Origin of the sequence: uncultured Caballeronia sp. (assembly GCF_964243625.1) — a bacterium.
GTDB lineage: Bacteria > Pseudomonadota > Gammaproteobacteria > Burkholderiales > Burkholderiaceae > Caballeronia.
Window position 1 is genome coordinate 1 of record NZ_CAXTGZ010000157.1, and the last position, 11,721, is coordinate 11,721.

Consider the following 11,721-nt stretch of genomic DNA (forward strand, 5'->3'; position numbering starts at 1 on the left):
GTTTTTGACCGATGCGCTGTCGTGGCGCAGCATCTTCTGGGTCAACGTGCCGGTGGGTATCGTAGGGATCCTGCTGACGTGGAAGCTGCTGCCGGCCTCTCCGGCCGAACGTCCTGTGCCTCCGGACTTGCGCGGCATGGTGATGATCGGCGGTTCGCTGACACTCTTCATGATCGGCATCGAATGCGCCGGGCGCAACGTGTTGCCGCCGTTCGCAGCACCGGCGGGCATTGCTGCGGGCGTACTGCTTTTCTGGCTCGCTGTCAGGCATTGCCGCCGCGTGCCCGACCCTGCTGTCGATTTCTCGCTGCTCGCCATTCCGACGTTCCATGCCGCCACCATAGCGGGCAGCCTGTTTCGTGCGGGCGCGGGGGCCTTGCCGTTTCTCGTGCCGCTCACGTTGCAAACCGGCTTTGGTTATAGCGCGTCCGCCAGCGGACTCGTCACGTTCGCAAGCGCACTGGGGTCGTTTTGCATGCGGCCGATGACATCGACCGCATTGCGGCATTTCTCCGTACGCACGGTCTTGTGCGCGGGCAGCGTTTCATTTGCAGCGATGCTCGTTGCGTGCTCGTTCATGTCGCAAAGCTGGCCTGCTGCCGCCATATTCATGTTGCTGCTCTTCGGTGGGCTCTCGCGTTCGCTCGGCTTCGCGACCATGGGGGCGCTCGCCTTCGCCGATGTCCCCAAAAGTCAGCTTGCGTCGGCGACATCGTTTCAAGGAACCGCGCAGCAACTGATGAAAGCGGTGGGTGTCACGGTTGCCGCCGGCACGATCCAGGTCACCATGATCCTGTCGCCGGGAACGCACGCGCAACGTTGGCAACTGGCTGCGGCGTTTGTCGTGACCGCGCTGGTCGTGCTGGCGTCTTATCCGATGTTCGCACGCATGCCGCCCGAAGCGGGCGAAGGCATCTCCGCTGCGCGCGGGCGCGGACGCGGCGCGGCTGCAGAGATGAAGTAGCCCAGGCTCAGGCGCCGATCAGGACGCCCGTCCTGAACGGAACTGCACCGGTCACACGGCCGAGCGGCGCACCGGCGATCACAAAACGAATCGCACGGCGCATATAGAAGATGCCGTCGTTCTTAGTGGTGAGCGTGGTGACTTCGTCGGTGATCGGATCGACGATATCGAAGACCGGATCGCCCGCCTTCAGGTAAGCGCCAACAGCCGCACGATGCACCAGCACGCCGCTCACGGGCGCAACGAACTGTTCGCTGCCGGCAAGCGGCGTAGCGGGATGATTGAGCGGCGGTAATGCTCGTGCCTCACCTTCTATCACGCCGCGTTGCGTCAGGTAATCGATGATCCCTTCGGCGTCCTGCTCCGCGAATTCATAGGTCACATCGCGCTGTCCACGATGCTCGACCGTTAGCGCCACGTTGGGCGCGGAGAGCGGCGCGGTATCGCCCAGAAGCGCACGTACCTCGTTCCATGATTGCGTGTGGACTTCATCGAATGACTGGCCGCCTGAATCTGCCGCGAGCAACACGCCGCTGGCGCCCAGATAACGGGCGAGCGGTTCGACCGCAGGCCAGCTCGCCGGGCTCGTGTAGAGGTGCATGGTGGCTTCAAGCGAACAATGCAGGTCGATGATGAGGTCCGCATCCGCGGCCATGATCATCATCTCGCGGCGCAGCGACTCGAACTCGTTCTTCGGCTTCACTTCAGAGAGCATTTCGCATACTGCGCGCCGCAGCAAACGTGTGTTGCTGTCGGCGTCCTGCGTCCATTGCGTGCCGACGCGTTCCATGAGCGCAGCCGCAGAAGGCAACGGAAAACTGCGATTGAAGTTGTGCCCGCTATTCAACTCGAAACGTCCGAGGAATTGTCCGAGCACATGCTGCGAAAGTCCGATCGGATTTGCGACCGGCACCACGATCACTTCGCCCTTGATACGCCCCGCATTCTCCAGCTCTTTCAAACGATGCTTCAGACGCCAGGCGGTGAGCATGGCGGGCGTTTCGTCGGCATGCAGCGACGCCTGCATATAAACCTTCTCCCCCGCACCCGGCGTGCCGAAGTGAAAGCTGACGAACTCGCGATGAGTGCCGATGGAAGTGGAAACCAGCGGCGTGTGTTGAATGTGCATTGAATGCTCCTGCAGAACTTTTGAAATACAGCTTGATCGCCGCTTAGTTGCCGTACACGTCGAAGTCGAAATACTTGCGCGAGATCTTCTGATAGGTGCCATCCGCGCGCATGCTCGTGATCGCCTGATCAATCTTGGTCTTGAGTGCTGCGTCGTCCTTGCGCATGCCGATACCTGTACCGTGATCGCCCATCTCCAGCGGGCCGCCGACAAAACCAAAGCCCTGGCCTCTCGATGTCTTCAGGAAGCCGTGTTCGGCTTCGACCGATCCCAGCAACGCGGCATCGAGCCTGCCCGACGTCAAATCGTTGAACACACCCTCCTGGCTCTGGTACGCCACGACCTCGGCGCCGCCCGGCTGCCAGTTCTTTTGCGCATACGTTTCGAACTGCGTGCCGCTCTGCACGCCGATGCGCTTGCCGCGCAACCCGTCCGGACTGACCGTCATCGGCGCGCCTGCTTTGGCAATCAGCCGCGACTTGAACTGGAACAGCTTGGTCGAGAACGCGATCTGCTGCATGCGCTTTTCAGTGATCGCCATCGACGAAATGATTGCGTCGATCTTGCGTGCCTGCAGCGCCGGGATCATGCCGGAGAACTCCATTTCGACCCATTCGCAATGCATCGCGATACGGCGGCAGATTTCATCGGCGAGATCGACGTCGAACCCGGCAACGTGGCCGTCCGGCAGTTTTACGTCCATGGGCGGATACGTCGGGTCGATGCCAAGCCGCAATACATTTGCGTCCTTTGCCATGGCCGGCGCGGAAAAAACCATGACTGCGGCCATTGCGATCGCGGCAGCGGCGCGTGCGGGAAGGAAGGGTTTCATCGGCGCTCACTCAAGGGTGGTTGTCAGTCTGTACAGGGCTATTTCGGATAGTAAGAGTCCAAAATGCACTCAAACAGGGGCGATTTACTTATCATGATCACTTTCACATATCACCCGGGCGGTGCACGTGGAACTGACATTGACTCAACTTCGCGTGTTTGTCGCAGTCGCCGAGGCCGGCAGTTTGCGAGCTGCCGCGCGCCGGCTCGGCATTGCGCAAAGCGGTGTGACACAGCAATTGAGGAAACTCGAGATTACCGCGGGCGGCCCGTTGTTCGAGCGCGGTCATCGCGGGGCGCGGCTGACGTCGACTGGGGAGCGTCTCAGGATTCGCGCCGATGTCATCCTCGGCGAATGCGCGAGGACCGAAGAAGAAATGCGCCAGTTGCGCGGCGAGCTGACGGGACAGGTGTCGCTCGGCGTCGCGGCGGAAGCTATGATGCGCCTCTTCCCCGCGCTGCTCGCGAGTTTTCGCGAGCGCTGTCCGCGTATCGACGTGCATCTGACGAGCGCCACGTCGCGCGTGCTGACCGCGTGGGTGCGCGACGGCAGCCTGGATTTCGCGCTCGCGCTGGTGGCGCAAGAGGCCGACATCCACGACCTCGATGCAACCACGCTGTTCGAGTCACCGGTCGCGGTGATCGCACGGCACGATCACCCGCTGGTCAAATCGAAGTCCTTGCGTGCGTTGCGGCATTGCGACTGGGTCAGCACGCGGGCGCGTCATGCGAGCGATGTCGCCAATCGCCTGTCGACGCTCTTCGACGATGCAGGGTTCGAACCGCCGCGCATTGCCGCCACGACTGAAGCCGTATTCGACACGCTGCACTGCGTGGCGAACAGCGATTATTTATCGCTCGAACCCTTGCGCCTCGCACAACATCCGTTCTTTCGCGAGCATGTATCGGTCGTGCCGATCAGGGAACGCGTGCCGAGCACGCGCGTGTGCCTCCTGAGACGTGCCGGTGTTCCACTGACGCCGGTTGCGCAGGAACTGGCGTCGATGGCGGTATCGTTTGCACGCATGATGCCGGACTCGGGCGCCAAGGCCTGACGAAATGCCGCGCGTTTTAACGGCTATCATGTCGATCCAGGCGACACCTCCAGCATTTGGACACTTTCATGACAGACAAGAAATCATCAGACGCGGCGCCACGCGAGACCGCGGCAATGCTGCGTCATTGGCACGACACCGTGCCGAACGATCGCCTGGCTCACCTCGTCAAGGACGCAACCCGGGCAATGGTGCGGGCAATGCAACTGCGTCTGGCAGAACATGCCGTGTCGTACGGGCACTGGACCTTCTTGCGGATCCTGTGGGAGACCGACGGCCTGACGCAGCGCGAACTGAGCGCGCAGGCAGGCGTGATGGAACCGACCACGTTCGCGGCCGTGAGGGCAATGGAAGCCATGGGATTTGTCGAGCGCCAGCAAATGCCCGATAACAAGAAGAACGTGCATGTCTTCCTGACCGAACAAGGGCGCGCATTGAAAGACAAGCTCGTGCCGCTTGCCGAGGAAGTCAACGAGATCAGCGTGGCGGGCATGAGCGAACGCGATATCAAGACCGCGCGCAAGGTGCTGCTCGCCGTGATCGAAAACCTGGCCGGAGATGAACTGGGTTCGACGGATCCGCGCCGACGGGTGTTGTCGACGCGGGAACTCGGGCGCATGGTGGCCGAGCGTGGAGAGGCGGTCGAAGACTAGCGCCGAGACCGACGTGTTTCAGACCGGCGCCGGGTTACGCTCGGCAAACCCGCTTTGGTGCCAGTACGGATACGGCAGCGTCGTGACGCTGGCTTTATCGAGCGCTGCGATTTGTTCCGCGCTCAACGACCATCCGATACTGCCCAGATTCTCGCGGAACTGCGCTTCATCGCGTGCGCCTACGATGACGTTCGCCACGGTCGGACGCTGCAGCAGCCAGTTCAGCGCAATCTGCGGCACGCTCTTGCCGGTTTCCTTTGCAACTGCATCGAGCGCATCGACGACGTTGTACAGGTATTCATCCGCGACCGGGGGCGCCTTGTCCGCCGTCACGTGCAGACGGCTGTTCGCATGCAGCGGCGTGCCGCGGCGAATCTTGCCGGTAAGGCGTCCCCATCCCAATGGACTCCATACGATCGTCGAAACCTTCTGGTCGATGCCAAGCGGCATCAGCTCCTGCTCGAAATCGCGGCCAATCAGCGAGTAATAGGCCTGATGCGCCGAGTGCCGCGCAAGCCCCTCACGGTCCGACGCCGACAGTGACTTCATCAAATGCCAGCCCGAAAAATTCGAGCAGCCGATCACGCGGATCTTGCCCGCGCGCACGAAGTCATCGAGCGTACGCAGCGTTTCTTCCACGCGCGTCATCGCATCGAAACCATGAAGCTGATACACGTCGATGTAGTCGGTGTTCAGGCGCTTCAAACTGCCGTTGATGGCTTCGGTCAGGTGATGCCGGGTCGAGCCGACATCGTTCACACCGGCGCCGGCGCGAAATGTTCCTTTGGTTGACACGATCACTTGCGAGCGGCGCCCTGCAATCGCCTTGCCGAGAATCTCTTCGGCCATGCCGTCGGAATAAACGTCGGCGCTGTCGAACATCGAAACACCCGCGTCGAGCGCAATGTCGACAAGCCGGCGCGCGCCGTCCGCGTCCGTGCTGCCCCACGCCTTGAAGAAGTCATTGCTGCCGCCAAACGTGCCGGTGCCGAGGCTCAGCACCGGCACCTTGAATCCTGATTCGCCTAACAAGCGATATTCCATTTCCGTTGATTCCTTTCCTGGTGAAGGGAGATAAAGTGCCACGGTTTATCCGTCCGTGGCGCACTGGATTACTTCGAGCCTTCGGGGAAATCGGCGCCGATGGTCGTCTTTTCCCATGTATCGAAGTCATGCTTCAGCAGATCGACCTTCTTGCGCGCGAGTTCGAGCGCGGCCTTGCCGAGCAGCAAACGCAACGGCGGAGTGTCAGACAACGCAGCGTCGATGATCGCCTGTGCCGCGCGAACCGGATCGCCCGCCTGATTGCCGCTGCGTGCTTCGGTTTGCTTGCGGCGCTCGCCGGCGGTGGCGTCATAAGCGTCGATACGCGTGGCCGACTGCTTGATCGACGGACCCGCCCAATTGGTGCGGAACGGTCCCGGCTCGACAATCAGCACATCGATACCCAGCGGTTTCACTTCGAGCGCCAGCGACTCGGAGATGCCTTCCACCGCGTACTTGGTGCCGTGGTAATAGCCCGTCGCCGCGAAGCTGGTGATCCCGCCGATCGATGAAATATTGATTACGATTCCGCTCTTCTGCTCGCGCATGACGGGCAGCACGGCCTTCGTCATGTCGACGAGACCGAATACGTTGGTTTCGAACATCGCGCGCACGGCGTCGTCTTCGCCCTCTTCGATCGCCGCGAGATAACCGTAGCCGGCGTTGTTCACGAGCGCGTCGATCCGTCCGAACTTGTGCTTCGACTGAGCGACCACGTCCTCGATCTGCTTGCGGTTGGTGACATCGAGTTGCAGCGCGAGCGCGGTCTCCGGATACCCTTCGGTCAAGTCCTTGAGCGTCGACGGATCACGTGCGGTGACCACCGCGCGCCAGCCGCGCTCGAGCACGAGCTTCGCGAGTTCACGGCCAAAACCTGTCGAGCAGCCGGTGATCAGCCATACGGGGTTGTCGCGATTCATCATGGAAAGCTCCTGTTCATTTTTCAGAAAGTGGGTTGAATCAATGCAGGGGGTTTTCGCCGGGGCGTTTCGCCGCGAACCATGCGGCGAGAGGCGTGGCAAAGGGATGGGTGTCTGAGTTGATGCGCTGTTTGCGTCGCCAGAACCGTGCCCAGAAATGGACGCCCGGCTAAAGCTTACTCGCGATGCGAGATTGCAGCACAAGCGGCCCGAACGAGCCGGGCACAAGATGAAGGATAAAGTGGGACGCAGGGGGACGCGTTCAGGCGCTTACCAGCTCCAGGTGACGCACGGGCGCGCGCTTGCAGCCGGGAACGTTCGCCAGTCCGAAGGTCGGCCGCCCATAGTAGAACCCTTGTGTCAGCACGTGCGGCCATTGCGCCAGCCACTTCGCCTGCGACTGCGTTTCAACGCCTTCGACCACGACCGTGAGGCGCAAGGTCTGCAACAGGTTCAGCATCGCCGATACCACCGCGCAAGCACGCGGACACGTGGGCACTTCGACCAGCAGTTCCTTGGCGAGCTTCACCACGTCTATGTCCATTGCGCTCAGCATGGCCAGTGATGAATAGCCCGTGCCGAAGTCATCGATGGCGATGGTCACGCCAATGTCGCGCAAGCCCGCCATCAATCCCTTCGATGCCAGCACGCGCGTCGCATCTTCGGCCTCGGATAACTCGAGCTGCAGCAGTCCGGGTGAGATTCCGTTCGACCGCGCAATCCGCTCGACATGCTGCGTGAAATGCTCGCTCATGGCGACCGACGGGGGCACATTGACGGCTATCGGGAACACGGGGCGCCCCTCGCGCTGCCACTGCCCGAGCTGGCGACTGGTGCTCTTGATGACGAAGTACGTCATGTCGGCCGCAACCCGCGGGTCTTCAATCGCGCTGATGAACGCGTCGGGCAGCAAGGTGCCGTATTCCGGATGAAGCCAGCGAATCAGGGCTTCGGCGCTCGTCAACGCGCCCGTTTTCATTTGGTAGATCCCCTGGAATGCCATAGCAAACTCGCCGGCACGCAATCCTCTCCTGACCCGCTGACACAGCTGCTCTTTTTCTTTGATTTTCATTGTCGTCTCCCGTCAGCTTCGCAATGTGCGGCGCCGCCCTTCGCGCCACGTCCAGCCTGCCTTATGAAAGATTAATGGGCAGAAAATTTCGCAGACCGCCGCCTACCATGCACAAGACGTGCCAACGGATTATCCGGGCGCCAATACATGTGGTGAAGGCAACAGAACCGCATTAACCTCCACCGATTAAGCCATTAGCGGGACTTTCGCCATTGGAGCCGGCGTTTTTTCAAGCCTTTCGATGGCCGATGTTACGTAGCGTTTTTCCGCTGTTACGGCGAACACCAAAACCGCGCCCTGCAGTAGTTCGAGTCATAGTCAATGCCGACGCACAAGGCGCGGCCGTCCGTCTTAATGGCAGGATGAACCTGCGTCCAAGGCAAATGTTTTAATTCAGTCAGCTTTACGGCATAAAGCCCGGTGATCAGTATCTCTTGCGACACGGCGCACCCGAATATCACGCCCGACTGGCGGATTAAGCAAGGTTGCTTGGCCCTATTAAACAAACCGCACAAATACATTGGTTCATGGCTCACGTGTCGGGCATTTTGGCGGACACATAGTATTTGTATCTTCCACGATGCTTATAACGCGGGCCATTTAATACGGCCCGATTCAAATCAGCAACAAATTCCCGGATTATCGATTTGGATGACAAGACAATGGAAATTTTTCCTTGTACGCTGGTTTTCGTCGATGTCGAAGCGACAGCCAGCCCCAACAGCACAAGTAAAGATCCGCTCTCCTATGCACGCCAGGCGTTGTGCCTGAACAGAAGCCTGCTGCGCGCGGGCATGCCGCGTCTTACCCTTTTCACCAACGCGCCTGATCTTGTCGAATCCTTTTGTTCTGCCGAGCCGGCAGCGCAGCGTCCACACGTAGTCGAGCTGATCACGAGCATCAACGTCCCACGGAACATTGAGTTTTACGGCGCGCATTTCAAGCTGGATCTTCTCGAGCAGGTCGCGAACATGCTCAAGCCGAACACCTTGCTGATGCTGCTGGACTCGGACATCGTTGCCATGGAACCGCTCGACCAGGAGTTACTTCAGCGTTGCTCCGACGTGGGTGTCGGCGCGTTCGACATATCCGATCAAGTCTTTCCCGCGTACGGCAGCGACTGCGTGATCCGGGACCTCGAGATCGTCGCGGGACGGCATCTGCTCAATCCGCGCTGGTTCGGCGGCGAGTTCCTGATCAGCACGCCGGCGTTTCTCAAGACGCTGGTGCCGCGCGCCCGCGCGCACTGCGAACGGTACGTCCAGCACATTGCGCGTCTTCAGCACCATGGCGACGAATCGTTTGTTTCAGCGGCGCTCAACACACTCGCGGACGAAGGCCAGCAGATTGTCGAACTGGGCGCGTACCAGGCCATCGGCAGGCACTGGACCGGCAACACGCATCGCGATCTCCGATGGTTCCAGCACTGCTCGTTCGTGCACTTGCCCGATGGCAAAGCGCTGATAGAACGCGAGTCGCGTTATGCGGATTTCAATCCGGCCCGGTTCTGGCGGGCGGTATCGAAAGCGCATTTGCTGAACCGCGCACGTTTTGGCATCAAGCTGTGTTTTACGGCGACGTCCGTCGTGCCCCGGCTGCGCAAGATGATCCGCCGCAGCAAGCAGCCCCCCATCGCGCGTGCAGTCCCAGTGCCGTCCGTCGAGACGTTTGCGCCACAAGGTGTGTCGCAACGCGTGGAAGAAAACAGCAAGGAGCCTGTCTCCTGATTGAGTCGGCGCACCTAAACGTCATACAGATTCATCGAATGTTTGATACGGCGAGGCACACGGGTTGCATCCGTGATGCTGCAAACACCGAAAGGAGATATCGATGAGTCAGACATTCAAGGTCAAGGATCACGTGAGCTGGAACAGCCCGCAAGGCGAAACCAGCGGACACGTCACGCGCGTGATCAAGGAGCACACGAAGGTGGACGGACACGTGGTCAACGGCTCGGCCGATGACCCGAGTTACGAAGTCGAAAGCGAGAAGAGCGGCAAACGCGCGGTTCACAAGGGCAGCGCGCTGCATAAGGTGAAAGGCTGACAGGCTCTGCACACATGCGGCGGCCTGAGTCAGGCCGCCGCGCTTGCCACGAGGGAAGCCGCCAGTAAAGCCTGCGTGTATGGATGCTCGGGCGCTTGCAGCACTTTCATGGTCTCGCCGATCTCCACAATCCTCCCCGCCTTCATGACGACTACGCGGTGCGCCATTGCGCGCATCACTGCAAGGTCGTGCGTGATGAAGAGGTAACTCAGCGTGTACTTCTTCTGCAGGCGAGTGAGAAGGTTGAGCACCTGCTGCTGTATCGATACATCCAGCGCGCTCGTCGGTTCGTCGAGCACGAGCAATTCCGGCTCGACTGCCAGCGCTCTTGCGATCGCAATACGCTGCCGCTGGCCGCCGGAAAACTCTTGCGGGTAACGCGGCAGCACGTCGGCCGGCAAACCCACTTCTTCGAGCAATTCCACAACACGCCGGCGCCGCGTCGCCGCATCCACTTCCGGGCGATGCAATGCTATTCCTTCGCCCACGATCTGCTCGATCGTCATGCGCGGCGAGAGCGAACCGTACGGGTCCTGGAACACGACCTGCAGCCGCGATGAAACCATCCGCCGCGAGTTGGCGCTCTTGAGCGTGGACATGGGCTGCCCGTCGATGTGAATCGCGCCTTGCGACGGCCGCTGCAAACCGAGAATGGTCGCCGCCAGCGTCGACTTGCCCGAGCCGGATTCGCCGACCACGCCGAGCGTCTCGCCGCGCCGCAAGGTGATATCGATGTCCTGCAACGCCCTGAACGATGAATGCGTGAACGCGGACCGCCAGCCTTTCGCCGGGGCGCGGTAATCGACTGCGAGACCCTGCACTTCGAGCAGCCTGCGCGCATTTGGCGCGATGGATTCGATCGCGCGCTGAGGCTCGCTGGCGAGCAGACGGCGCGTATAAGGATGTTGCGGATTCGCGAACAGCGCGGCGGTCGTGTTTGTCTCGACCAGCACGCCCCTTTCCATCACTGCGACGCGTTGCGCAAAGCGCTTCACCAGGTTCAGATCATGGGTGATGAGCAGCACTGCCATCCCGCGCTCTGCCGCTTCCTGCTCCTGCAAGCCGATCAGCAGATCCACGATTTGCTGGCGCACGGTGACATCGAGCGCGGTGGTGGGTTCATCGGCGAGAAGGAGGCGCGGACGGCACGCGAGCGCCATGGCGATCATCGCGCGTTGCCGCTGGCCGCCGGACAGTTGATGAGGATAACTGTCGATCCGGCGCTCCGGTTCGGGAATCCCTGTTCGCCTCAACAATTCGATACCGCGTTCGCGCGCCGCATTCGGCCGCAAGCCTTCGTGAAGACGCAAGCTCTCGGCGATCTGCTTGCCGATGGTGAACAGCGGGTTGAGCGCGGTCATTGGTTCCTGGAAGACCATCGCGACATCGCTGCCACGAATGCCGCGCATCTGCTGCTCGGTCTTTTGCAAGAGGTCGTCGCCGTCTAGCAGGATGCGCCCGGTCTGGCGCGCGCTTTCTACGAGCCCGAGTATCGACAGCGCCGTCACGCTCTTGCCAGATCCCGATTCGCCGACGAGCGCGACACGTTCGCCGCGCGCAATCGAAAGGCTCAGGTCCTGGACGACGGTTTTATCGCCGAAACGGATTGAGAGGTGATCGAGTTGCAACAAGGGCGTCGTCATTTCTGCGCGCCTCCGAAAGCGGAGCCGCGCGTGCGCGTGTCGAGCGCGTTGCGCAATGCGTCGCCCATGAAGGTCAAAAGCAGCAACGTGATCACCAGCGCGCCGAATGCCGCGCCCGAGATCCACCATGCGTCGAGATTGTTCTTGCCTTCAGCGAGCAGCTCGCCAAGGCTCGGTGTTGGCGCAGGCACGCCGAGGCCCAGGAAATCGAGGCTCGTCAGAGCAAGAATGGCCGCGCTCATCCGGAACGGCAGGAACGTGATCACCGGCGTGAGGCTGTTGGGCAGCACATGACGCCACATGATCTGCCAGTTCGAAAGACCCATCGTGCGCGCCGCGCGGACATAATCGAGCGAACGGTTGC

12 protein-coding genes are annotated in these 11,721 nt (G+C 61.0%); 5 read left to right on the plus strand and 7 right to left on the minus strand.

The features are described 5' to 3' along the window. A partial coding sequence (locus ACFFAR_RS13065) for an MFS transporter (RefSeq protein ID WP_375507978.1) occupies nucleotides 1–964 on the plus strand: 964 nt, incomplete at its 5' end. Between the two features lie 7 nt (nucleotides 965–971). On the opposite strand, the gene ACFFAR_RS13070 is transcribed toward ACFFAR_RS13065, so the two are convergent. Continuing rightward, a complete protein-coding gene (locus tag ACFFAR_RS13070) occupies nucleotides 972–2,093 on the minus strand; it encodes a succinylglutamate desuccinylase/aspartoacylase family protein (RefSeq protein WP_174362720.1) in 1,122 nt (373 codons plus the stop codon). Between the two features lie 43 nt (nucleotides 2,094–2,136). Then, entirely contained in the window at nucleotides 2,137–2,925 is a 789-nt protein-coding gene (locus tag ACFFAR_RS13075; RefSeq protein WP_174362719.1) for a transporter substrate-binding domain-containing protein, read from the minus strand. Nucleotides 2,926–3,052: 127 nt separating this feature from the next. On the opposite strand from ACFFAR_RS13075, the gene ACFFAR_RS13080 reads away from it, so the two are divergent. Both ACFFAR_RS13080 and ACFFAR_RS13085 read left to right on the plus strand, forming a co-directional pair. Continuing rightward, nucleotides 3,053–3,979: a LysR substrate-binding domain-containing protein gene (locus ACFFAR_RS13080; RefSeq protein WP_174362718.1), complete on the plus strand. Its 927-nt coding sequence runs from the start codon at nucleotides 3,053–3,055 to the stop codon at nucleotides 3,977–3,979. Nucleotides 3,980–4,047: 68 nt separating this feature from the next. Beyond that, nucleotides 4,048–4,632, plus strand: coding sequence for a MarR family winged helix-turn-helix transcriptional regulator (locus ACFFAR_RS13085; protein ID WP_062170667.1), 585 nt, complete (start codon nucleotides 4,048–4,050; stop codon nucleotides 4,630–4,632). A gap of 18 nt (nucleotides 4,633–4,650) precedes the next feature. Here ACFFAR_RS13085 and ACFFAR_RS13090 read toward each other — a convergent pair whose 3' ends face one another. From ACFFAR_RS13090 to ACFFAR_RS13100, 3 genes are all read right to left on the minus strand, one after another. Next, the gene (locus ACFFAR_RS13090) at nucleotides 4,651–5,676 is read right to left on the minus strand and encodes an aldo/keto reductase (RefSeq protein WP_062002832.1); all 1,026 of its coding nucleotides are present in this window, start codon (nucleotides 5,674–5,676) and stop codon (nucleotides 4,651–4,653) included. Nucleotides 5,677–5,744: 68 nt separating this feature from the next. Next, nucleotides 5,745–6,599 carry an oxidoreductase gene (locus ACFFAR_RS13095; protein ID WP_174362717.1) on the minus strand — a complete coding sequence of 285 codons (855 nt, stop codon included), beginning with the start codon at nucleotides 6,597–6,599 and terminating at the stop codon, nucleotides 5,745–5,747. A 259-nt stretch (nucleotides 6,600–6,858) separates the two neighbouring features. After that, nucleotides 6,859–7,668, minus strand: coding sequence for an EAL domain-containing protein (locus tag ACFFAR_RS13100; protein WP_075359205.1), 810 nt, complete (start codon nucleotides 7,666–7,668; stop codon nucleotides 6,859–6,861). Nucleotides 7,669–8,330: 662 nt separating this feature from the next. On the opposite strand from ACFFAR_RS13100, the gene ACFFAR_RS13105 reads away from it, so the two are divergent. Continuing rightward, the gene (locus tag ACFFAR_RS13105; RefSeq protein ID WP_069638385.1) at nucleotides 8,331–9,395 is read left to right on the plus strand and encodes a hypothetical protein; all 1,065 of its coding nucleotides are present in this window, start codon (nucleotides 8,331–8,333) and stop codon (nucleotides 9,393–9,395) included. Nucleotides 9,396–9,498: 103 nt separating this feature from the next. After that, nucleotides 9,499–9,714 (plus strand): DUF2945 domain-containing protein, encoded by a 216-nt coding sequence (locus tag ACFFAR_RS13110; RefSeq protein WP_056365551.1) that lies wholly within the window; start codon nucleotides 9,499–9,501, stop codon nucleotides 9,712–9,714. A 29-nt stretch (nucleotides 9,715–9,743) separates the two neighbouring features. Here the strand turns inward: ACFFAR_RS13110 and ACFFAR_RS13115 are convergent, their stop codons facing one another. Continuing rightward, complete coding sequence (locus ACFFAR_RS13115) at nucleotides 9,744–11,357, minus strand: ABC transporter ATP-binding protein (RefSeq protein WP_086380569.1); 1,614 nt, start codon at nucleotides 11,355–11,357, stop codon at nucleotides 9,744–9,746. Continuing rightward, on the minus strand, nucleotides 11,354–11,721 hold a 368-nt coding region (locus tag ACFFAR_RS13120; protein ID WP_375507979.1), incomplete at its 5' end, for an ABC transporter permease subunit. The genes ACFFAR_RS13115 and ACFFAR_RS13120, both read right to left, overlap by 4 nt.